The sequence below is a fragment of the Aminobacter sp. SR38 genome, assembly GCF_014843375.1.
Classification (GTDB): Bacteria; Pseudomonadota; Alphaproteobacteria; order Rhizobiales; family Rhizobiaceae; genus Aminobacter; species Aminobacter ciceronei.
The window spans coordinates 321,620-343,259 of record NZ_CP062112.1; the positions used below are offsets into that span (position 1 = coordinate 321,620).

The 21,640-nt window shown below is 62.5% G+C and carries 18 protein-coding genes; 6 read left to right on the forward strand and 12 right to left on the reverse strand.

Annotated elements, in window-relative coordinates:
* Window positions 1-40 precede the first annotated feature (40 nt).
* Both IG197_RS01575 and IG197_RS01580 read right to left on the reverse strand, forming a co-directional pair.
* Window positions 41-919, reverse strand: a complete 879-nt coding sequence (locus tag IG197_RS01575) for a branched-chain amino acid ABC transporter permease (RefSeq protein WP_192316540.1) — start codon at window positions 917-919, stop codon at window positions 41-43.
* A gap of 253 nt (window positions 920-1,172) precedes the next feature.
* The gene (locus IG197_RS01580) at window positions 1,173-2,009 is read right to left on the reverse strand and encodes a sugar phosphate isomerase/epimerase (RefSeq protein WP_192316542.1); all 837 of its coding nucleotides are present in this window, start codon (window positions 2,007-2,009) and stop codon (window positions 1,173-1,175) included.
* A 182-nt stretch (window positions 2,010-2,191) separates the two neighbouring features.
* On the opposite strand from IG197_RS01580, the gene IG197_RS01585 reads away from it, so the two are divergent.
* Window positions 2,192-3,562 (forward strand): IS1182 family transposase, encoded by a 1,371-nt coding sequence (locus IG197_RS01585; RefSeq protein ID WP_192316544.1) that lies wholly within the window; start codon window positions 2,192-2,194, stop codon window positions 3,560-3,562.
* A 179-nt stretch (window positions 3,563-3,741) separates the two neighbouring features.
* Here IG197_RS01585 and IG197_RS01590 read toward each other — a convergent pair whose 3' ends face one another.
* The 6 genes from IG197_RS01590 to pcsA all read right to left on the reverse strand — a co-directional run bounded on the left by IG197_RS01590 (window position 3,742) and on the right by pcsA (window position 10,331).
* On the reverse strand, window positions 3,742-4,812 hold the full coding sequence (locus IG197_RS01590; protein WP_067962182.1) for a BMP family ABC transporter substrate-binding protein: 1,071 nt from the start codon (window positions 4,810-4,812) through the stop codon (window positions 3,742-3,744).
* A 110-nt stretch (window positions 4,813-4,922) separates the two neighbouring features.
* Entirely contained in the window at window positions 4,923-5,837 is a 915-nt protein-coding gene (locus IG197_RS01595; RefSeq protein WP_192316546.1) for an ABC transporter permease, read from the reverse strand.
* Window positions 5,830-6,930, reverse strand: coding sequence for an ABC transporter permease (locus tag IG197_RS01600; RefSeq protein WP_192316547.1), 1,101 nt, complete (start codon window positions 6,928-6,930; stop codon window positions 5,830-5,832). The genes IG197_RS01595 and IG197_RS01600 overlap by 8 nt, the downstream gene beginning before the upstream one ends.
* Window positions 6,930-8,507, reverse strand: coding sequence for an ABC transporter ATP-binding protein (locus IG197_RS01605; RefSeq protein ID WP_192316549.1), 1,578 nt, complete (start codon window positions 8,505-8,507; stop codon window positions 6,930-6,932). Before IG197_RS01605 ends, IG197_RS01600 begins: the two co-directional genes overlap by 1 nt.
* Before the next feature lie 101 nt (window positions 8,508-8,608).
* Complete coding sequence (locus tag IG197_RS01610; RefSeq protein ID WP_067962189.1) at window positions 8,609-9,586, reverse strand: quinone oxidoreductase; 978 nt, start codon at window positions 9,584-9,586, stop codon at window positions 8,609-8,611.
* A 4-nt stretch (window positions 9,587-9,590) separates the two neighbouring features.
* On the reverse strand, window positions 9,591-10,331 hold the full coding sequence (gene pcsA / locus IG197_RS01615; RefSeq protein ID WP_067962191.1) for a phosphatidylcholine synthase: 741 nt from the start codon (window positions 10,329-10,331) through the stop codon (window positions 9,591-9,593).
* Between the two features lie 392 nt (window positions 10,332-10,723).
* On the opposite strand from pcsA, the gene IG197_RS01620 reads away from it, so the two are divergent.
* The gene (locus IG197_RS01620; RefSeq protein WP_192316551.1) at window positions 10,724-11,947 is read left to right on the forward strand and encodes a UbiH/UbiF family hydroxylase; all 1,224 of its coding nucleotides are present in this window, start codon (window positions 10,724-10,726) and stop codon (window positions 11,945-11,947) included.
* 2 nt (window positions 11,948-11,949) lie between these two features.
* Here the strand turns inward: IG197_RS01620 and IG197_RS01625 are convergent, their stop codons facing one another.
* Window positions 11,950-12,912, reverse strand: coding sequence for an AEC family transporter (locus tag IG197_RS01625; RefSeq protein ID WP_192316553.1), 963 nt, complete (start codon window positions 12,910-12,912; stop codon window positions 11,950-11,952).
* 266 nt (window positions 12,913-13,178) lie between these two features.
* Here IG197_RS01625 and hspQ point away from each other — a divergent pair, with 266 nt between their 5' ends.
* A complete protein-coding gene (gene hspQ / locus IG197_RS01630) occupies window positions 13,179-13,502 on the forward strand; it encodes a heat shock protein HspQ (protein WP_067962194.1) in 324 nt (107 codons plus the stop codon).
* Window positions 13,503-13,577: 75 nt separating this feature from the next.
* Here hspQ and IG197_RS01635 read toward each other — a convergent pair whose 3' ends face one another.
* Window positions 13,578-14,204: an invasion associated locus B family protein gene (locus tag IG197_RS01635; protein WP_067966575.1), complete on the reverse strand. Its 627-nt coding sequence runs from the start codon at window positions 14,202-14,204 to the stop codon at window positions 13,578-13,580.
* Between the two features lie 234 nt (window positions 14,205-14,438).
* Here IG197_RS01635 and IG197_RS01640 point away from each other — a divergent pair, with 234 nt between their 5' ends.
* From IG197_RS01640 to IG197_RS01650, 3 genes are all read left to right on the forward strand, one after another.
* Window positions 14,439-16,259, forward strand: a complete 1,821-nt coding sequence (locus IG197_RS01640) for an extracellular solute-binding protein (RefSeq protein ID WP_371746501.1) — start codon at window positions 14,439-14,441, stop codon at window positions 16,257-16,259.
* Window positions 16,260-16,287: 28 nt separating this feature from the next.
* Window positions 16,288-16,965, forward strand: a complete 678-nt coding sequence (locus IG197_RS01645) for a DsbA family oxidoreductase (RefSeq protein WP_192316555.1) — start codon at window positions 16,288-16,290, stop codon at window positions 16,963-16,965.
* A gap of 303 nt (window positions 16,966-17,268) precedes the next feature.
* The gene (locus IG197_RS01650; protein ID WP_192316557.1) at window positions 17,269-17,736 is read left to right on the forward strand and encodes a GNAT family N-acetyltransferase; all 468 of its coding nucleotides are present in this window, start codon (window positions 17,269-17,271) and stop codon (window positions 17,734-17,736) included.
* Window positions 17,737-17,805: 69 nt separating this feature from the next.
* On the opposite strand, the gene mfd is transcribed toward IG197_RS01650, so the two are convergent.
* Window positions 17,806-21,306: a transcription-repair coupling factor gene (mfd, locus tag IG197_RS01655; protein ID WP_192316559.1), complete on the reverse strand. Its 3,501-nt coding sequence runs from the start codon at window positions 21,304-21,306 to the stop codon at window positions 17,806-17,808.
* Between the two features lie 8 nt (window positions 21,307-21,314).
* Window positions 21,315-21,602: a succinate dehydrogenase assembly factor 2 gene (locus tag IG197_RS01660; RefSeq protein WP_192316561.1), complete on the reverse strand. Its 288-nt coding sequence runs from the start codon at window positions 21,600-21,602 to the stop codon at window positions 21,315-21,317.
* Window positions 21,603-21,640 lie beyond the last annotated feature (38 nt).

Below are 21,640 nucleotides of genomic sequence, written 5' to 3' on the forward strand. Positions count from 1 at the left end.
GAAACGGGTCCGGTTTGTACGTTCGCGGTCGCCTGCATGATCACACCCGCCTTGCGCCGACGCGCCCGAACAGGCCTTGCGGCCGGAACATCAGGATCAGCACCAGAACCAGCAACGATGCGAGGTCCTGATAGGCACCACCGACCTTGTAGGCGGTCAGCATCGCCACCACGCCCACCAGAGGTCCTCCGATCAGCGTGCCGGCGTTGGAACCGATGCCGCCGACGACGGCGGCGACGAAGCCGTTGAGCACATATTTCAGGCCGGCGTCAGGGCTGACCGAGATCACAGGAGCAACGAGGAAGCCGACGGTGCCGACCATCAGGCCGCTGATTGCAAAGGAGATGAGCTGCAGCCGGCGCACCGGCAGGCCGGCAGCACGCGCGGCGTCGAAATCCTGCGACAGCGCGCTGATGGCGAGACCGATGAAAGTGCGGCGCAGGAAGTAGCGCAACGCGAAAAACCAGAAGATCATCGCACCGATCGCCAAGGCATAGGCACCCGGCGTGCGGGTCCCGAAGATGCGGAAGCTCGGCACGACGCTCTGGACGGAATAGGCGAACGGCCCCTGTGTGATCATCAGCAGCGCGGCGACGATCACCGAGACCGACACCGTCGAAATCAGCCAGCTGTCCTGCTCGACCGAGGAGCGCAGCGGCAAAAGCGTGATGTAGCCCTGGACGGCGACGACGGCGGCGATGCCCAGGCCAGTCAGCAGCAGCATCAGGCTCCACTGGCCAAGCCCGACCTGGTTGGCCAGGAAATAGGCGGCGAAGCCGCCGAGGATGAACATGTTGCCTTGGGCGAAGTTGAAGATGTTGGTCGCGCCATGGACGATATTGAAGCTCATCGCGATGGTGGCAAAGATCGACCCGATGGCGATCCCGCGTATCACGATGATCAGTATTTCGCTGAGCATAAGCTCGCCTCCCTGACCTCACTTATGAACCCGCCCTGCCTGCACCGCGGGCAAGCCCGGAACGCTGACGAGGAAGGCGTATTTTGAGGTCAGCTTATGCGTGCCAGCGACGCCCGCAACATCGTTCGAACGGACTAACGACAATTGCAGGAAAACGGAGCGGTCGGTCGCCCCGTGCAAGGTCCGGACGCGGTTGTTCAGACGCCGACTTTGTCGTCGTCATCCATGGCCGCAACCCCTTGGGCGCTAATGGTCAGGAAAAGCAGTCCCGTGCCGTGTCGAACGAAATTTTCGCCGCCTCATTCCGGCCGAGAGCCGCGAGTTCGGGCGAAATCACCTCGACGCTGAACGGCGCGGCAACGCCCATGTCATCCAGCGTCGCAGCGAAGGCGGAAAGATCGAATGCGCCCTGCCCGCACAGGCTGCGGTTCATGGTCTCGGCCGAGCGCTGGCCGACCGGCACCTTGCCGGCATCGTTCACCTGCACGCACAGGATCCTGTTCGCGGCAATCCGCCTCAGATCCGCCAACGGCACGCCGGCGCGGAAAACATGCCACGAATCGATGACCAGCCCGGCATTGGGAATGTCGCCGATGATCGCCAGCGCCGTGTCCACGTCCCGCACATTGCCCCAGGCCACCAGTTCCAGCGCGATCGATAGCCCATGTTCGACCGCCCGGCCGCAGAGGTCGCGGAATTTCCGCTGCATGGTCTCAAGCGATATGCCACGTTCGCCAAGATCGGGTCCGACATTGATGACCTTGGCGCCGAACGCGGCCGCCGCCCGGAACGCCGTCTCTTCGTTGCGGCGGGAGATGAGGCCCGCCTCGCCGTCCATGAACCAGTCGGTCAGGAACTCGACCGACACATGCTTCATGCCATGTGCATCGAGAATGGCGCGAAGCTCGCCATCGCCAAACCCACGCGCCCGCTGCTCGGCATAGTCGCGGAAATGCAGGCACATGCCGGTGTAGCCGGCCGCAGCACACGCCTCCACACGCTCGGCAAAGCCATGGCGCGAGGCAACGGGGTTGCCTGGCATGACGCCGCTTATCGTGTGCGAGCTGCAGACATATTCGCGCGTCTTCATTGGTCATCCCGGGGCTGGCTGCGATCGGCCCAAAATGTCCTCGCGGCATCAGGCATACAGGTCCATTCGGACTAGGCGCCAGCTGCATGCGACGCCTGAAACGAAAAACCCCCGGTATAACCGGGGGTTCAGACTGCTGACAAACCCCTGGCGAGAGTTGGGGGTTTGTGATTCAGTGGGTGATGTTGAAGCGAGCCGGCCCTGAACAAACCGCACTTGAGATCGTCACGCTCGATCAACTGGTTCCAGTTGATCACCTTCTGCGCAAGATCGATGGTGTTATCGATTTCTCGTTCATCCACGATCTGACAGCGCCGCTTTACTGCGCCGACAATGGTCGCCCGCCACTTGATCCGACCTTGATGTTCAAGGCGCTGTTCATCGGCTACCTGTTCGGGGTGCGCTCGGAGCGGCAATTGGTGCGAGAGATCGAGGTCAATGTCGCCTACCGGTGGTTCCTGCGGCTGAAGCTGACGGACAAGGTGTTCGACGCCTCGACATTGTCGCAGAACCGACGCCGGCGCTACCAGGACGAGACGATCGCGCAGGCGATCTTCGACCGCATTGTCGAGCAGGCGATCGGGGCAGGCTTGGTCGACGGCACGGTGCTCTACACCGACAGCACGCACCTGAAGGCCAATGCCAACAAGGGCAAGTACGACCTTGCCATGGTCGCCAAGTCGCGTGCCGACTACTGGGGCGAGCTCGACCGGGCGATCGATGCCGAACGGGCGTTGCACGGCCAGAAGGCGCTGAAGGAGCAGGAGCGGCAGCCTGCGGTGAAAGAGACGAAGGTCTCGCGCACCGATCCTGAGGCTGGCTATATGGTGCGCGAGGGCAAGCCGAAGGGCTTCTTTTATCTCGATCACCGCACGGTGGATGGCGGCTTCGGCATCATCACCGACACGTTTGCCACGCCGGCCAACGTGCATGACTCGATCGTCTATCTCGACCGGCTCGACCGCCAGGTGGAGCGTTTCGGCTTCGACGTCACGGCGGCGGGGCTGGATGCCGGCTATGCCACGCCAGGCATCGCCAAGGGCCTGGAGGACAGGAACATCCACGGTGTCGTCGGCTATCGCAACCCGACCCGGCCAAAGCCTGGCAAGATGAGGAAGGGCGCTTTCGTCCATGAGCCGGACCTTGACGGCTATCGTTGCCCGCAGGGCCAGTTGCTCACTTACGCCACCACCGATCGCGGCGGTTATCGCCACTACAGGAGCGACCCGACGATCTGCCGCAACTGTCCGCTGCTGGCGTCTTGCACATCAAACGCCAAGGCCGAGCGCACCATCACGCGCCATGTCTGGCAGGATGTCCGCGAGCGGGTCGATGCCAACCGCTTAACCGCATGGGGCAAGGCGATCTATCGACGCCGCAAGGAGACGGTCGAGCGATCCTTCGCCGATGCCAAGCAGCTCTTCGGCCATCGCTATGCCCGCTTCCGAGGGCGAACACGCGTCGCCTGCCAGTGCCTGATCGCAGCCGCCGCCCAGAACATGAAAAAGATCGCAATCAGCCTCTGGCCAAAGCCAAAACCAAGCCTCGCATGAGGCCAAAGCCGGCTCGCAACGGCCTTGGCATCTGCTCCCCGAAATCAATCCAAAAGCTCAATCAACCCACAAAACAAAACCCCGCCGAAATTCGACGGGGTTCGTCAGCAGTCTGAACCCCCGGTATAACCGGGGGTTTCCTTGAACCGCGAGGCGTCTCGCAGCCGATATCGATCCGCTTACTGCGGCAGCTTGTCGTCCACGCCCTTGACGTAGAAGTTCATGCCGAGCAGCACGCCGTCCTCGGCCACTTCGCCAGCCTTCAACCATTCTGAACCGTCCTGCTTGGCGATCGGGCCCGTGAAGGGGTTGAACGAGCCGGACTTGATCTTGGCGGTGGTCTCTTCGGCCAGCGCCTTCACGTCGTCGGGCATGTTGGTGAAGGGCGCCATCACGACGTGGCCTTCCTTCATGCCGCCCCAGACGTCCTGCTGCTTCCAGCTGCCGTCGATCACGGCCTTGACCCGCTCGATGTAGTATGGGCCCCAGTCATCGACGATCGAGGTCAGCTGGGTCTTTTCGCCGAACTTGATCATGTCCGAAGCCTGGCCGAAGGCCTTGATGCCGCGCTCGGTCGCAACCTGCATCGGGGCGGTCGAGTCGGTGTGCTGGGTGATGATGTCGACGCCCTGGTCGATCAGCGCCTTGGCGGCGTCGGCTTCCTTGCCCGGGTCGAACCAGGTGTTGGCCCACACCACCTTGACCTTGAAGTCGGGGTTGACCGACTGCGCACCGAGCACGAAAGCGTTGATGCCCATCACCACTTCCGGGATCGGGAAGGACGCGATGTAGCCGGCAACGCCTGCCTTCGACAGCTTGGCGGCGATCACACCCTGCACATAGCGGCCTTCATAGAAGCGCGAGTTGTAGGTCGCGACGTTGGGATGCTCGCGCTTGTAGCCGGTGGCGTGCTCGAACTTCACATCCGGGAACTTGCCGGCAACCTTGTTGGTCGGATCCATATAGCCGAACGACGTCGTGAAGACGATGTTGCAACCCGAGCGCGCGAAGCGCTCAATGGCGCGCTCAGCGTCGGCACCTTCCGGCACGCTTTCGAGATAGGCAGTCTCGACCTGGTCGCCGAGCGCCTTCTTCATCTCCTCCAGGCCCTGGTGGTGCTGGTACGACCAGCCGAAATCGCCGATCGGGCCGACATAGATAAAGCAGGCCTTGGTTGCTGCTTGCGCAGCCATGGTTCCGAAAGACATCACGGCAGCCGCCGCGGCGAACGACAATATTGTCTTCTTCATACTCTTGTTCCTCTAGTGGTTGCCCGGGGCACTATCCCATCCTTTTATAGTCCCTGTACATGGTTCGGACCGGAAGTCACCGGAACGACTTCCGAATCGTCGCCATGATCTTAGCGATCTGGCACAAACGGCCGCCCCAATGAAGCCGGAGTGTTCACCATCGTGAGCCGCCTGTTGCGCGAAATGAGCACAAGCACCACGACGGTTGCCAGATAGGGTAGCGAAGAGAGCAGTTGCGACGGCACGCCGACACCCAGGGCCTGGGCATGCAACTGGCCGATCGAGACCGCTCCGAAGAGATAGGCGCCCGCAAGCACGCGCCACGGCCGCCAGGACGCGAACACCACCAGCGCCAAGGCAATCCAGCCCCGGCCGGCGGTCATGTTTTCGATCCACTGCGGCGTGTAGACGAGGGACAGGTAGGCGCCGGCGAGTCCCGCACAGGCGCCGCCGAACATGACCGCGAGATAGCGGATGCCGATGACCTTGATGCCAAGCGCGTGCGCCGAGGTGTGGTTGTCGCCGATCGACCGCAGCGTCAGGCCGGCGCGCGAGCGAAACAGGAACCAGGCGACGCCCGCCGTCAGCAGAATCGACACGTAAAAGAGCGGATCCTGACCGAAGAACAGCCTGCCGATATAGGGAATATCGGTGAGATAGGGGATGTAGAGATAGCTCATCTTGATGCCCGGCAGGCCGACGAAACCTTCGCCGAGCATACCTGAGAAACCGAGCCCGAGCAGCGTCAGGGCCAGGCCGGTCGCCACCTGGTTGGTCACCAGTGTCAATGTCAGGAAACCGAACAGCAGTGAAAACAGCATGCCGACGATGATCGCGGCAACAACGCCGAGCCAGGGAGAGCCGGTCGTCAGCGCAACGCCGAAACCGGTCACCGCGCCCATCACCATCATGCCTTCGACCCCGAGATTGAGCACGCCCGAGCGCTCGACGACGAGTTCGCCGACAGCCGCGATCAGCAGCGGTGTTGCCGCCGTTGCAATCGTTATCAGGATATCTTCAAACATTTTGCGTGGCCTCCACGGTCTTTGCAGCGGAGGCGCCGACAAAGCGGATGCGATAGAGAATGAGCGTGTCGCAAGCGAGCACGAAGAACAGCAGCATGCCCTGAAAGGCGCGGACCACCTTGTCCGACACGCCGATCGATATCTGCGCCGCCTCGCCGCCGAGATAAGACAGCGCCAGTACCAGGCCCGCGGCAATGATGCCGAGCGGGTTCAGGCGTCCGAGGAAGGCAACAATGATCGCGGCAAAGCCGTAGCCGGGTGAAATCGTCGGCCGGAGCTGGCCGATGGCACCGGAGACTTCCGAGATGCCGGCAAGGCCTGCAAGACCGCCCGACACCAGGAAAGCGAAGAACACCATGCGCGACTGCGAGAATCCGGCAAAACGCCCTGCACGAGGGCTCTGCCCCAGCACCAGCACCTCAAAGCCTTTCAAGGTACGCGACAGCATGAACCAGAGCGCAACCGCCGCGACGATGGCAAAGACAAAGCCCCAGTTGGCGCGGCCGGATGCCGACCAGATCTCGGGCAGCACGGCACTCGGACTGAAGGTGCGCGTCTCCGGGAAGTTCATGCCCGCCGGGTTGCGCCAAGGGCCGCGGACCATCCAGTCGAGGAACAGCTGTGCGACGTAGACGAGCATCAGGCTGGTCAGGATCTCGTTGGTGTTGAAGCGCACCTTGAGATAGGCCGGAATAGCGCCATAGGCGGCACCGCCGGCGACACCCATCAACAGCATCAGCGGCAGCACGATCCACGACTGGAAGTCGGGGAACATGACCGGCAGGATCGAGCCTGTGATGGCGCCGATGATGAACTGGCCCTCGGCGCCGATGTTCCAGTTGTTGGAGAGGTAGCAGATCGACAGGCCGACCGCGATCAGGATCAGCGGCGCTGCCTTGACCGCCAGCTCATGCAGCGACCAGACCTCGCGCAGCGGGTCGATGAAATAATAATAAAGTGCCTCGACCGGGTTCTTGCCGAGCAGGCTGAACATGATCGCGCCCGCAATAAGCGTCAGCCCGAGCGCGATGAAGGGTGAAAGTGCCGCAAACAGCTTGGAGCGTTCGGGACGCTTGACGAGTTCGATACGCATCACGCCACCTCCTTCGCAGGGTCGAGGTGACCTGGTTCGGCGCCGCCCATCAACAGCCCGATACGTTCTAGCGTGGCCTCCGCGATCGGGATCGGCTTGGACAGCTCGCCATTGTGCATGACAGCGATGGCATCGGAGATTTCAAACAGCTCGTCGAGATCCTGGCTGATAACCAGCACCGCCGAACCATTGCGGGCGAGTTCGATCAGTGCCTGGCGGATGCGCGCCGCAGCACCGGCATCGACGCCCCAGGTGGGCTGGTTGACCACCATCACCGACGGATTGCGATCGAGCTCGCGGCCGATGATGAATTTCTGCAGGTTGCCGCCTGAAAGGGCTGCGGCCTCCGGATCGGGCGCGCTCTTGCGCACGTCCATCACCTCGATGATGCGCTGTGCCGCCTTCTGGATAGCACCAGACTTGACCATTCCGCCGGTACCGACAAACGCCTTGCCGTCCGTGCTGTGGCGCGACAGCAAGAGATTGTCAGACAGCCGCAGGCGCGGCGCGGCACCATGACCGAGGCGCTCCTCCGGGACAAAAGCCGCCCCCAGCAGACGCCGCGCCGAAATGCCCATGCGCCCGGCCGACTTGCCGCGAATGCGGACGGCGTCTGCGCTTTCCTGCAGCGCCTCGCCCGAAATCGCCTCGAACAGTTCTCCCTGGCCGTTGCCCGCGACACCGGCAATGCCGATGACCTCACCGCCGGCGACGCTCAGCCAGATGTTCTTGAGCGGCATCGAGAACGGCCCGGCTGGCTTGCGGCTCATGCCGCAGATGCTGAGCAGTTCCTCGCCACGCACCGATGCCGTGGTGCGCTCGGCGTTCTTGACCTCGGTGCCGACCATCATGCGAGCCAGCGAGGACGGTGTTTCGACCCGGGGATTGCAGTGGCCCACAACCTTGCCGTGCCGCATGATCGTGGCGCTGTCGCAAAGCCGGCGGACTTCATCGAGCCGGTGTGAGATGTAGAGGATCGACTTGCCCTCGGCGCGCAGGCGCTCCAGCGTCTCGAACAGCTTGTCGGCTTCCTGTGGCGTCAGCACCGAAGTCGGCTCGTCGAGAATGATCAGGTCGGGTGTCTGTAGCAGGCAGCGGATGATCTCGATGCGCTGGCGCTCACCGACCGAGAGATCACCGACAAGCGAGTCCGGATCAAGCGGAAGGCCGTAGCTGTAGGACAGCGCACGCGCTTTGCCAGCAATGGTGCTGATCGGCGTGTCGTCAGCCAGCGACAGCGCGATGTTCTCGGCGGCCGTCAGCGCCTCGAACAGCGAAAAATGCTGGAAAACCATGCCGATGCCGAGTTTCTTGGCGACGGCTGGGCTGGTGATCCTGACAGGCTGTCCGTTCCAGGCAATTTCGCCGGCATTGGGCTCGAGCGAGCCGAACAGCATCTTTACCAGTGTCGACTTGCCGGCGCCGTTTTCACCGAGCAGAGCATGGATTTCGCCCTTGGCGATGGTCAAGTCGACCTGGTCGCACGCCTTCAACGTGCCGAATATCTTCGTCAGGCCGCGAACCTCAAGCAGGTTCCGACCATTGGCTAAAGGGGTTGTGTCCACAACGCCTCCCATGTCAGTTCTTTTTTATGTTCCCGGGAGCATGGTAGGCGCGTCCTGCTCCCGGCGCAAAGCATGTCAGAAGTTGAAAGAGCTTCAAGAATTCTAGCGAAAACTCAAGGGATAAGAACCGTCGTCCCCGTCGTCTTGCGGCCTTCCAAATCGGCATGAGCCTGTGCCACGTCGCGTAGCGCATAACGCTGGTTGATCCTGATCTCGACGGCGCCGCTCAGCACCACATCGAACAATGCGTCAGCCGACCTTACCATATCTTCGCGCAGCGCATTGTAGACAAACAGCGTCGGCCGGGTGGCAAACAGTGAGCCCTTCTGGGCCAGGAGCGAAATGCTGAACGGCGGGATCGGTCCCGAGGACTGGCCGAAGCTGACGAATGTGCCGAGCGGCCTGAGGCAGTCGAGCGAGCCGGGAAAGGTGTCGTTGCCGACGGAATCGTAGACGACGTCGCATTTCTTGCCGCCGGTGATGGCAGCCACCTCGGCGACGAAATCCTGGCTGCGATAGTTGATGACGTGGTCGAAGCCATGCGCCATGGCAAGCTCGCCCTTGTCGTCCGAGCCTACAGTGCCGATGACTGTCGCACCGAGGTGCTTTGCCCACTGGCCAAGGATCAGGCCGACGCCGCCAGCGGCCGCGTGGTAAAGAACCGTATCGCCGGCCTTCACTTTGAAGGTACGCAGCAGCAGGTATTCGGCGGTCATGCCTTTCAGCATCATCGCCGCCGCCTGCTCGTCGCTGATGCCGTCGGGCAGCTTGACCAGCTTGTCGGCGGCAATCACGCGCTGCTCGCAATAGGCGCCCGTCGGAATGGAATAGGCGACGCGGTCGCCGACAGAAAGCCAGTTCACGCCCTCGCCGAGTTCGAGCACCACGCCGGCCGCTTCGCCGCCAGGCGTCACCGGCATGCCAGCGGGCGCAGGATAAAGCCCCGTGCGGAAATAGACGTCGATGAAGTTCAGGCCGATCGCGGTATGGCGGATGAGCGCTTGGCCGGGCCCCGGTCGGGCGACCTCTACCTCTTCATAGACAAGCGCTTCGGGGCCGCCGTGGGCGTGAACGCGTATGGCTTTGGGCACGTCGTCAGTCTTTCTCTGTCTCGATTGCCGGCTCGCCGCCGAGTTTGGGGAAAAATTGCATAACGCCACCGATGAAGAACAGGTAGATGCCGCTGATGGCGATGCCGATCTTGACCCATTCGCTGGCATCCATGGCCTGCCACAGCGCGACACCGCCAAACGCGCACCAGATCAGCGTCATCGGCAGGTTGATGTTGCGAAGCCTGACGACCCGCACCGGATGCAGGAAGTTCATCGGAACGAAGGTCAGTATGCCGGCGATGACCACCACTGCGAACGACACCCATTGCCCCGGCTCGATGACGAACAGCGTGAACACCACCATGTTCCACACCACCGGGAAGCCCTTGAAGAAGTTCTCCTTCGTCTTCATCCCGGTGTCGGCATAGTAGATCGCGCTCGACACCACGATGATCGCGCCCGACAGAAACGACAGCCCCTCTCCCATGAAGCCGCTCTGGTAGAGCGCGAAGGCAGGGATCAGGACGTAGGTGACGTAGTCAATGATGTTGTCGAGCAGTTCGCCCGACCATGTCGGCAGGATCTCCTTGACCTCGAGCTTGCGCGCGATCGGCCCGTCGATACCGTCGACGAAAAGAGCGAGCCCCAGCCACCAGAACATCGCCGTCCAGCGCTCCTCACTCGCCGCAACCAGCGACAGGAAGGCAAGGAACGAACCCGATGCGGTGAGAAGATGGACCGAAAAGGCCCGCGCCTGCGGCCATGTGACTTTCTTAGGCTTCACGTTTCCCGCCAATCATCTTGCAGAATTGAGCCGAGTGGATGAACATGACCGAGCATATGGAGCAAATCTGTTGCGGCATGATTGCACGAATTCTCTAGTCATCGTGCCTCCTGTTTGCCACCGGTAGTCTCCCTTGCCATTCCGGCACTTAATAGCAGCGTCGCTTTCCAGACAAGACGAAAGCCAAACCGAAAATGCCTTGTCACGGCGCCAACACTGCTTCATCCACTTCGGCGTGATGAGCCGGCAAGTTATCAGGCTGGCCGAAATTGCGCCGGGATCGACTGTTGCGACCGAATGGGATGAATCGCCGCGTTGATCAATGGCTTAGGCCTGCAATATACCGGGAAAACCGAGGTGCTGAGACAGCACTGGAACAGCATGGGCTGCCGATGAGCGTCGACACGAGAATTCTGGTGGCAGGCACCGGGCCCGTGGGGTTGATATCAGCCCTCGCCTTTGCCAAGGCCGGCTTCAGCGTCGTGCTTGCCGGACCGCCGGCCCGGACCGACGATGGCCGCACCACAGCTCTGATGGTCCCGGCGCTGAAGTTCCTGGCCACGCTCGGCATGCTCGATTCGCTCGAGCCAGATGCTGCTCCCCTCAAGGTGATGCGCATCATCGACGGCACGTCGCGGCTGATCCGCAGTCCGATGGTCACCTTCCGCGCCGGCGAGATCGGCGAAGAGCATTTTGGGCTGAACTTCCAGAACCGCGTCTTCAATGCAGTCCTGGAAAAGGCGGTCGAAGCCCATTCGGGAATCGAGTGGCGCCGCGCCATGGTCGACAACTGGACCCTTGAGCCCGGCAAGGTGATTGCCACGCTATCGGACGGCACGTTGGTTGAAGCGCCATTGGCGGTTGCCGCCGATGGCAGGAATTCACCGGCCCGCCAGGCCGCCGGCATTTCGGCCTCAGCGCAGTCGCTGCCACAGGCCGCTCTGGTGCTGAATTTCGTCCACAGTCGTGACCACGCCTTCACCTCGACCGAATTCCACACCGAAACCGGGCCATTCACCCAAGTGCCGCTACCCGGCCGCCGCTCAAGCCTCGTCTGGGTACTCAGACCCGAGACCGCCAAGGAATTCGCCAGCGTCGGCGACGATGCGCTGTCGCAACGTGTCGAGCAGCAGATGCAGTCGATGCTCGGCCGCGTCACGATCGAGGGCGGACGCCAGATCTACCCTTTGTCGACATCCTTGCCGCTGCGCTTCGCCCAGAACCGCATCGCCCTGGTCGGCGAAGCAGCGCATGTGTTTCCGCCGATCGGCGCGCAAGGGCTCAATCTCGGCATCAGGGATGTCGACCAACTCGTTGAAACGGCAGCCAAACATCGCGACGATTCCGGGGCTCCAGAAGCGCTGGCAGCCTATGATGCCGCACGGCGTCCCGACATCGTTGCCCGCACCAGCGCGGTGAACCTGCTCAACAGGTCGCTGTTGTCCGACATGCTGCCGGCGCAGCTGGCGCGCAGCGCCGGCCTCAACGTTCTCGGCGTCTTCTCGCCACTCCGTGCCTTCTTCATGCGCGAAGGCCTGCGCCCGGGTAGCGGCTTTTCCTCGGCCGTCGCCGGGCTTCGTTCGCCGCGCCGCGGCGGCGACGCTGCCACCGACTGAGCTTAAGGAAAGAGATCCGGCGGAAAAATGCCGTGCTGGATCGCGTAAAGCAGCCCGGTCACCGTCAAGACAGACAGACAGGTCGTGACCAGCACGCTGGCCGAAGCCCGCTCAACCCAGACGCCATATTGCTGGGCGATGACGAAGACATTGGTCGCCGTCGGCAATGCCGCCATGAGCATGGCCGAGAACAGCCAGACCGGCTCGAAATTGCCAACCCAGCTCAGCACGACGTAGCACAGCAGCGGATGCAGGATCAGCTTGAGCAGCGCGATCGGCACCATCTCATGCGGCACCCGCTTCAACGGCCGCAAGGCCAGCGTCACGCCCATGGCAAACAATGCGCAGGGTGCTGCCGCCCGCGACAGATATTCAAGGAAGCGTTCGACAGGCAGGGGCGGCCGGAATTCGACATAGGCCGCGAGCACGCCGATCGCCGTTGCAATGATGAACGGATGAAAGGCGATCTTCTTGACCACGTCCAGAGCAACGCTCATCGGCGAGCGCGGCTCGTCGCCGGCCAGCGCCATCATCATTGGTGCTACGGTGAAATGCATGATGTTTTCGAAACAGAAGATCAGTGCGACTGGAACCGCCGCCTCCTCGCCGAAGGCCAGCAGCGCCAGACCTGGGCCCATGTAGCCGATATTGCCATAGGCCGACGCCAGCCCCTTGATCGTCGATTCGGCGATCTCGCCGCGCCCTCGGATGCAGGAGGCCGTAAACATCAGCATGAAGATGACGAAGGTCGAGAACACCGCGCCTGATATGTAGCCCCATTCGGTCAGCCGCTCGAACGGCGTCTTGGCCAGCAGCTGGAAAAACAGCGCCGGCAGGGCGACATAAACGATGAAGGTCGTCATCCAGCCGAGCGCTTCCAGCGGCTGCCGGGTGATCCGGGCAACGACGAACCCCATGAAGATCAGCCCGAAAAAGGGCAAGACCAGACCGATCACCTCAGACATCGGCGCTTTCCCGCTTCTCGTGCTGGAAAAGGCGCGTTCGCCGCCAAACGGCAACGGATGCGCGATGGAGCATTGCTACCAGCCGGTATCGTGCCGCCGGACCGGCCGTCAAGCCGCTATGCCATTGAAATAGCTGCCTTGCTGCGCCAAATAGGAAGCTGGAAGGGCGCGATCTCAGGGGCCGAACGGAAAGATCGACCTCGAACGTGTCTTAAGCGATTGAAAGCGCGTGTGAATTGGCAACTCTCACGCGGTGCAGGTGATCCATGAAGACGGCAAAATTCTCGATCGGACAGGTGGTGCGCCACCGGGTCTTCCCGTTCCGGGGCGTGATCTTCGATGTCGACCCCGAATTCGCCAACACCGAGGAGTGGTACGACGCGATCCCCGCCGCCGTGCGCCCGCGGCGTGACCAGCCCTTCTATCACCTCCTCGCAGAGAATGCGGAGACCGAATACGTCGCCTATGTCTCCGAGCAGAACCTGCTTGAGGACAGCTCCGGCGAGCCGGTGCGGCATCCGCAGGTCGGTGAGTTTTTCGACAAGACAGCGGATGGTCACTACGCCCCCAAGGCGCGTAGCAGCCACTAGACGCAACCAGTTGATATGCAACAAAAAAGCGGGGCCGAAACCCCGCTTTTTTTCAGTTCAGTACGGTCAGGTCGATCAGTTGGCCGTCTTGGCCTTGTCCTGTTCTTCCTTGAGCTTCTTGGCGAAGTCCTCGTTGTTCTTCGACACGAACTCCTGGAGCTTCTTCTGGCGGTCTTCCAGGTCCGACTGCTTCAGCGGCTCGCCATCGAAGGCGCCGGTGAATCCCGACAGCGAAACCTTGATCGGGTTCGGCTGGTTCTGGAAGTTGATCGAGGTCAGGGTCAGGTCGGTGCCCTTCTTGAACGAGCCGACGAGCGCGTCGGTCAGGGCGATCTCGGCCACGCAGCGGTCCGGGAAGCAGATCACGTATTCCAGCTTCTGGGCCTTGGCGCCATCGACCTGCAGGCCGATTCCCGGAGGGATGAGGCGGCCGCTCGGCACGGTGACCTGGAACACCTTGCGGTTGACCTTGCCCTTGAGCTCGATCATCGAGATGCCGGTGACCAGCTGGCCGTTGCTCGCGGTCAGGATGTTCTGCACGTTGCAGATATCGACGTCAGCCTGCTTGGAACAGGCCTTGAACCAGCCCTGCGGCACCTGCTGCTGCTGCGCAGCGGCCGGCGCGAGGCCCGACGCCAGCAGACCGGCAACGCCAGCCGCCAAGGCCGACAGGCGGAGACCGTCGAATTTCTGGCTCGTCATCTTCATGAATTCCTCTCAAACAATCCCGGAACCGGCCCTAGCCGTGTGTCGACGCTACCTGTTGGGCAAATGAGGCAACAGCATGACTTCGCCGCGCGTGTTACACTGCCGCGAGCCGCGAATCCAGCCTGTTTCCATGCATTTCTTGTGCCTTGAGCCAGCAATGGACGGGCCACATACGCCTGCGCTACGCTTCGAATCATCAAAGCTTCCCCGAATTCGTGGAGAATCGTCGTGAGACGCACTCTTTCGCTGCTGGTTGCCACCGCCGCCATCGCAACTCTGGCGCCGCGCGCCGCTCTGGCCGAGCCCGTTCATGGCCTTTCCATGCATGGCACCCCTGCCCTGCCCGCCGATTTCAAGAACTTTCCCTACGCCAATCCCGACGCCCCCAAGGGCGGCAAGATCACCTACTGCGTCATCGGCAGCTTCGACAATCTCAACCCGTTCATCATCAAGAGCCTGCGCACCACCGCGCGCGGCATGATAGATACGATCTACGGCAATCTCGTCTTCGAATCGCTGATGCAGCGCAGTGCCGACGAGGCCTTCAGCATCTACGGCCTGACTGCCAAGTCGGTCGACATCGACCCCGAGCGCAAATGGATCGAGTTCCACCTCGACCCCAACGCCAAGTGGTCGGACGGCCAGCAGATCACACCCGACGATGTCATCTTCACCTATGAGGTCTTCACCGAAAAGGGACGCCCGCCCTACAGCGACCGCATGGCCAAGATCGAGAAGATCGAAAAGACCGGAGACAACAGCGTCCGCTTCACCTTCAATGACAAGGCCGACCGCGAATTCCCGCTGATCATCGCGCTGACGCCGATCGTGCCCAAACACGCCTTCGCCAAGGACACGTTCGACCAGACCACACTGAAACCGCTCGTCGGCAGCGGCCCTTATACGGTTGCCGAAGTGAAGCCCGGCGAGCGCATCGTCTTCAAGCGCAATCCCGAATATTGGGCACGCGACATCCCGTCCAAGCGCGGCTTCGACAATTACGACCAGATCACTATCGAGTATTTCCTCAACGCCGCTGCCCAGTTCGAGGCGTTCAAGAAGGGCATCTGCGACACCTTCACCGAGGCCGATCCGGTCAAGCGCGAGCGTGGCTTCGATTTCCCTGCCTTCAAGAACGGCGACATCATCGCCGAGACCTTCAAGAGCGGCCTTCCGCCTGTCGTCACCGGCTTCATGTTCAACACCCGGCTGCCGAAATTCGCCAACCCTGAAGTTCGCCAGGCGCTCGGCATGCTTTACGACTTCGAATGGGCCAACCGAAACCTGTTCGCCGGCAAGTATGAGCGCACCGTCAGCTATTGGCAGGGTTCGGAGCTTTCCGCCTTTGGCGTGCCGGCCAACGACAAGGAAAAGGCGCTGCTGGCGCCCTTCCCCGATGCGGTGCGCCCCGACATCATGGACGGCACATGGCGCCCACCTGTCACCGACGGCTCCGGCCAGGACCGCAAGGTGATGAAACAGGCATTCGAGCTGTTCAAGGCCGCCGGCTACACCTTGCAGGGCGGCAAGATGCTCGATGCACAAGGCGCGCCCTTCGCCTTCGAGATCCTGACTTCGTCCGAGGCCGAGCAGCGGCTCGCCGCGCTTTACCAGCGCACACTGGAAAAGCTCGGTATCGCGGTCACCATCCGCGCGCTCGAAGCCGACCAGATTCAGTCACGCAAGCAGGCTTTCGAATTCGACGCGCTGATCGGCGTCACAGGCTTCACCGGCACCCTGTCGCCGGGCATCGAACAGATCGGGCGCTGGGGCTCGTCGTCGGCCCAGAAGCCTGGCTCATTCAATCTTGCCGGCGTTTCCAGCCCCGCCGTCGACGCAATGATCGACGCCATGCTCAAGGCGCGCGAGAAGGAAGATTTCGTGGCTGCGGTGCGTGCCCTCGACCGTCTCTTGATCTCCGGCAACTACATGGTGCCGTTCCAACACAACTCCGAGCAGTGGATCGCATTTGCGAAGAGACTAAAACATCCGGAAAAAACACCCATATTTGGCTATCAGTTGCCGGTCTGGTGGAGTCAGGGCGGTTAATCGAACTGCTTGAGCTAAGGACTTTTCCATGACTGAACAGAACCGGATCACCATCGACGTCGTCTCGGATGTTGTCTGCCCATGGTGTTTTCTTGGCATGAAGCGCCTCGAAAACGCGCTCGTCAGCCTGCCCGACATCAAGGCCGAGGTGCATTGGCGCCCGTTCCAGCTCGACCCGACGATCCCGCCCGAGGGCAAGGAACGCAAGGCCTACATGCTGGCGAAATTCTCGGACGAGAACCGGTTGAAACAGGTCCACGCCAATCTGGTCTCGCTGGGTGCTGTCGAAGGGATCTCGTTCGACTTCGACGCCATCACGGTTGCGCCGAACACGCTCGACGCCCACCGCCTCATCCGCTGGGCAGCGGCTTCGGGAGACGGCGTGCAGGACAAGCTCGCGCGTTTGCTGTTCAGCCTCTATTTCGAGCAGGGCAAGAACATCGGTGACCACGCCGTGCTGGTCGAAGCAGCGCGTGAAGCCGGCATGGATACGGCGGTCGTCGAATCGCTGCTCGCCACCGACGCCGACCGCGACGACGTCACCAACGAGATCGTCACCGCCTCGCGCATGGGGATCACAGGCGTGCCCTGCTTCCTGCTCGACGGCAAATACGCGGTCATGGGCGCCCAGGACTCGGCCACCCTTGCCGATGCCATTCGGCAGGTGGCAGCCGAAAAGGCTGCCGGCGAGCCGACGCTCAACTAAGCCCGCCCGGCCGCTGCGCCGGTCGGTGTGATACAATGTATCCAAAGCCCCCTTCGCTCCGGCGATCGGGGCTTTTTTGGTGTTGGCGATAAGCAGTGCCAGCGATGGAGCGTCAGTGCCCATTGGGGCCGACATCGGGGATTAATGGCTTCATGGACGCCACGGCATGGAGCGGCCAAGGGCCTTGTGTGAATTCGCGACGACGCGTGAGCGTGACACCCCTCGCCTGCTCAGGCCACTCTTGGCCAGAAACAGCAATTTGGGCTACGCAAGTAACCGCGATCGTTCGAGGCAATTTCCGCAATGAAAGACATAACGTCCCGGCCCAACGTGGCTGAAGACTTTGCCGCCTGTCTGGCGATATTCGACAGCAACGTGCCGACCTTCTTTGCACCGGAAGAGCGCGCGGACTTTTGCCAATTTCTGGAAAGCATCGATACCGAAGGTTGGCCCTATCTGGTGCTCACACGCAATGGGTCGGTCATCGCCTCTGGCGGGCTGGCAGTCGAGCCAGAACGCAAGCGCGCCAGCTTGGCATGGGGAATGGTCGACAGGGTGTTTCACGGACAGGGTCTGGGGACCAGACTGACGCAGGCCAGATTGGCGCAGGCACGCGCTATCCCTGGCATCGCAGAACTGATCCTGGAAACCAGCCAACACACCCATGGCTTCTATGAGAAGTTCGGCTTCACCGCCTCGAGAGTCACGCCCGATGGTTTCGCGCCAGGGTTGGACCGCTGGAACATGACGTTGCGCCTTACGGACACCTGATCCAATCCAGCGGCTGCTCCGGCATCGCGCCACTGGCGATGCCGGTCCCCATCCCAGGCGCACGGCGTCTCAAGCCGCCTGTTCGGCCAACTTCGCCAGTTGCGTCATGATGACGGCCGAGCCGGCCAGGCGCTTTTCAGGGTTCGGCCAGTCGCGGGCGAACACCACCGAGTGATCCGGCCTGATCTTGGCCAGCGAACCCTGCTCGGCGATGTAGCGCACCAGACCCGCCGGATTGGCAAACTCCTTCTTGCGGAACTGCACCACCGCGCCCTTCGGCCCGGCATCCAGCTTTTCGACATTGGCCTTGCGGCACAAAGCCTTGATGAAGACGATCTTGAGCAGGTGCTTGACCTCCTCCGGCAACGGCCCGAAGCGGTCGATGAGCTCGGCGCCAAAACCGTCGATCTCCTCGGTGTTTTCGAGATCGCCAAGTCGACGGTAGAGCGCCAGTCTGAGCTGCAGGTCGGGCACATAGCCTTCCGGGATCATGACAGCCGTGCCGACAGCGATCAGCGGCGACCAGCCGGTGTCGATCGCCTCACCGCTGCCGCGCAGCTCGGCCACTGCCTCTTCCAGCATCTGCTGGTAGAGCTCGAAGCCGACTTCCTTGATGTGGCCCGACTGCTCCTCGCCGAGGAGGTTGCCGGCGCCACGGATGTCGAGGTCGTGGCTGGCGAGCTGGAAGCCGGCGCCCAGAGTATCGAGCGACTGCAGCACCTTGAGCCTGCGGTCGGCGGTGGCAGTCAGCGTCCGGTTGGCGGGCAGCGTGAACAACGCATAGGCGCGCACCTTAGAGCGCCCGACGCGCCCACGCAGCTGATAGAGCTGCGCCAAGCCGAACATGTCGGCGCGGTGCACGATCAGCGTATTTGCGGTCGGAATGTCTAGGCCCGATTCGACGATGGTCGTCGACAGCAGCACGTCGTACTGGCCGTCATAGAAGGCGTTCATGATGTCGTCGAGCTCGCCTGGCGGCATCTGGCCATGCGCCACCGCCACCTTCAATTCAGGCACCGATTCCTGCAGGAACTGATGAATTTCGGCGAGATCGGCGATGCGCGGCACGACATAGAAGCTGTGGCCGCCGCGATAGCGCTCGCGCAGCAGCGTCTCGCGGATGACCAATGGGTCGAAGGGCGAGATGAAGCTGCGCACCGCCATGCGGTCAACCGGCGGCGTGGCGATCAGCGACAACTCGCGCACACCGGTCAGCGCCAGCTGCAGCGTGCGCGGGATCGGCGTCGCCGACAACGTCAGCACGTGCACGTCGCTCTTCAGCTCCTTGAGCCGCTCCTTGTGCTTGACGCCAAAATGCTGCTCCTCGTCGATGATCAGCAGGCCGAGGTTCTTGAACTGTATCGACGAGCCGAGCAGTGCATGTGTGCCGACGACGATGTCGACAGTACCGTCTGATATGCCTTGCTTGGTCTCGGCAAGTTCCTTGCTGCCGACAAGCCTGGAGGCCTGCCGCACCTTGACCGGCAGGCCGGCGAAACGCTGCGAGAAGGTCTTGAAATGTTGGCGCGACAACAAGGTCGTCGGCACCACGACCGCCACCTGGAAACCTTCCATCGCGGCAATAAAGGCCGCGCGGAGGGCAACCTCGGTTTTTCCAAAGCCGACGTCGCCGCAGATCAGGCGGTCCATCGGCTTGCCGGCACCCAGGTCCTCCATCACTGAATCGATGGCGCTCTGCTGGTCGTCGGTCTCCTCATAGGGGAACCGCGCCGCGAATTCGCCATAGACGCCATCAGGCGGGTTCATCGCGGGTGCTTCGCGCATATGCCGTTCGGCGGCAAGCTTGATCAGTTGCCCGGCCATCTCCAGCAGGCGCCGCTTGAGCTTGGCCTTGCGCGACTGCCAGGCGCCGCCGCCGAGCTTGTCGAGCGGGGCCTCGGCTGAGTCCGAGCCATAGCGCGACAGAAGCTCGATGTTTTCGACCGGCAGGAACAGGCGGCCGTCGGAGGCATAATGGATTTCAAGGCAGTCATGCGGCGCACCGGCCGCCTCGATTGTCTTGAGGCCGACAAAGCGGCCGATGCCGTGGTCGGCGTGGACGACGATGTCGCCCGACGACAGCGACGCTGCCTCGGCGATGAAGTCGGCAGCGCGCTTGCGCTTCTTCGAGCGCCGGATCAGCCGGTCGCCGAGAATGTCTTGCTCGGCAACGACGACGAGGTCGCCTGACTCGAAGCCGGCCTCGATCGGCAGCACCGCGAGGCCCGCCTCGCCCGGCTTCAGCGCTTCGACCTCGGCCATGTTCGCCACACGCTTGAGGTTGCCGAGTTGGTGCTCGTCGAGGATCTGCGTCAGCCGGTCGAGCGAGCCTTCGGTCCAGCCGGCGACAATGACGCGGCGCTTGGCCGCCCGCTGGTCGGCGATGTGCCGGGCCACCACGTCGAAGACGTTGGCGTTCGGGTCGGCGCGCTCCTCGGCAAAGCTGCGGCCGGCATGCGAACCGGCATGCAGCACCTTGCGTCCGCTCGAAAACGGCGTGTCGAACGGCGTAAGCTCAGCATTGACCTGGTCGGCGAGCGCGGTGAACACCTCTTCGGGCGACAGATACATCTGATCTGGCACCACAGGCTTGTAGGGCACGGCATCTTTGAGCCCCTTGCCCTCGCCCTGCTTGCGGCGGGCCTCGTAGTGATCAAGGATCAGCGCATGGCGCTCGCCCAAAGCCTCGCGCGCCAGATGGTCGAACACCACAGGCGCGTCGGGCAGGTAGTCAAAGATCGTTTCGAGATGCGAATAATAGAACGGCAGCCAGTGCTCCATGCCGGCAAAGCGCCTGCCTTCGCTGACCGCGGCGTACAGAGCATCGTCGCGCGACGGCGCGCCAAAGGCTTCGATGTAACTGCGGCGGAACTTGCTGATCGTCTCCGGCGTCAGCGCCACCTCGCTCATCGCCTGCAGTACCACCTGATTGCGGCTGCCCGTCGTGCGCTGGCTGGCGACGTCGAAGGCACGGATCGTCTCCAGCGTGTCGCCGAAGAAGTCGAGGCGCAGCGCATCGGCGGCACCCGGCGCATATAGGTCGAGGATGCCGCCACGCACGGCGAATTCACCGACGCCGCGCACCGTCGGCACGCGCTCGAAGCCAGCCCGTTCGAGCCGCGCCACCAGTTGGTTCATCTCGACCTGGTTGCCCGGCTTGGCGCGGAATTCCTGCGCTTCGAGCGCAGCCGACGGCGGCATGCGCTGCAGAAGCGCATTGGCCGTCGTCAGCACGATCGCCCGATGCGGCTCTTTCCTCAATGCGATTATCGCCGCCAGCGCATCGAGCCGGCGCGCTGCCGTATCCGACCCCGGCGACACGCGGTCGTAGGGCAAGCAGTCCCAGGCCGGCAGTTCGAGCACCGGCAGGTCGGGCGCGACGAAAGCCAGCGCTTCGACGATCTGCGGCAGCCGCTGTCCGTCGCGCGCGACAAACAGCAGCGGCTTGTCAGGCGCCGTCTCGGCGGCGGCGATGGCGAGCGCGAAGGCCTCATAGCCGTCGGCGACGCCGTCGACGATGAACTGTCCGGCGCGACCCTTGGGCAGGCCGATTGCTTTGGTCAGGCTCATGATTTCACTCAGGCTGTGAACGCGCCGCGCGATGCCACGATCTGGCGGTAGACGTCATGGTCGACTTCAGCCGGCACCGGATGTTCGCCGATGATCCACGACAGCAGCTCCTTGTCGGTGATGTCGAGCAGCACCTCGTAGAGGTCGAGCTCCGCATCGCTCAGCCTGTCGATATTGGCGTCGGCGAAACTGCCGAGGATCAGGTCCATCTCGCGCATGCCGCGATGCCAGGAGCGGAACAAAAGCTTGCGCCTGCGCGTATCAAGCCCTTCGCTCGAGCGTGTCGATCCGGTCATGTCAGCAATCCTCTGATGTCGAGGCGCATATAGCGTGG

Coding starts and splice junctions, on each gene's coding strand:
- IG197_RS01575 (WP_192316540.1), bottom strand. CDS start 919: ATGCTCAGCGAAATACTGATCATCGTGATACGCGGGATCGCCATCGGG.
- IG197_RS01580 (WP_192316542.1), bottom strand. CDS start 2,009: ATGAAGACGCGCGAATATGTCTGCAGCTCGCACACGATAAGCGGCGTC.
- IG197_RS01585 (WP_192316544.1), top strand. CDS start 2,192: ATGTTGAAGCGAGCCGGCCCTGAACAAACCGCACTTGAGATCGTCACG.
- IG197_RS01590 (WP_067962182.1), bottom strand. CDS start 4,812: ATGAAGAAGACAATATTGTCGTTCGCCGCGGCGGCTGCCGTGATGTCT.
- IG197_RS01595 (WP_192316546.1), bottom strand. CDS start 5,837: ATGTTTGAAGATATCCTGATAACGATTGCAACGGCGGCAACACCGCTG.
- IG197_RS01600 (WP_192316547.1), bottom strand. CDS start 6,930: ATGCGTATCGAACTCGTCAAGCGTCCCGAACGCTCCAAGCTGTTTGCG.
- IG197_RS01605 (WP_192316549.1), bottom strand. CDS start 8,507: ATGGGAGGCGTTGTGGACACAACCCCTTTAGCCAATGGTCGGAACCTG.
- IG197_RS01620 (WP_192316551.1), top strand. CDS start 10,724: ATGAGCGTCGACACGAGAATTCTGGTGGCAGGCACCGGGCCCGTGGGG.
- IG197_RS01625 (WP_192316553.1), bottom strand. CDS start 12,912: ATGTCTGAGGTGATCGGTCTGGTCTTGCCCTTTTTCGGGCTGATCTTC.
- hspQ (WP_067962194.1), top strand. CDS start 13,179: ATGAAGACGGCAAAATTCTCGATCGGACAGGTGGTGCGCCACCGGGTC.
- IG197_RS01635 (WP_067966575.1), bottom strand. CDS start 14,204: ATGACGAGCCAGAAATTCGACGGTCTCCGCCTGTCGGCCTTGGCGGCT.
- IG197_RS01645 (WP_192316555.1), top strand. CDS start 16,288: ATGACTGAACAGAACCGGATCACCATCGACGTCGTCTCGGATGTTGTC.
- IG197_RS01650 (WP_192316557.1), top strand. CDS start 17,269: ATGAAAGACATAACGTCCCGGCCCAACGTGGCTGAAGACTTTGCCGCC.
- mfd (WP_192316559.1), bottom strand. CDS start 21,306: ATGAGCCTGACCAAAGCAATCGGCCTGCCCAAGGGTCGCGCCGGACAG.
- IG197_RS01660 (WP_192316561.1), bottom strand. CDS start 21,602: ATGACCGGATCGACACGCTCGAGCGAAGGGCTTGATACGCGCAGGCGC.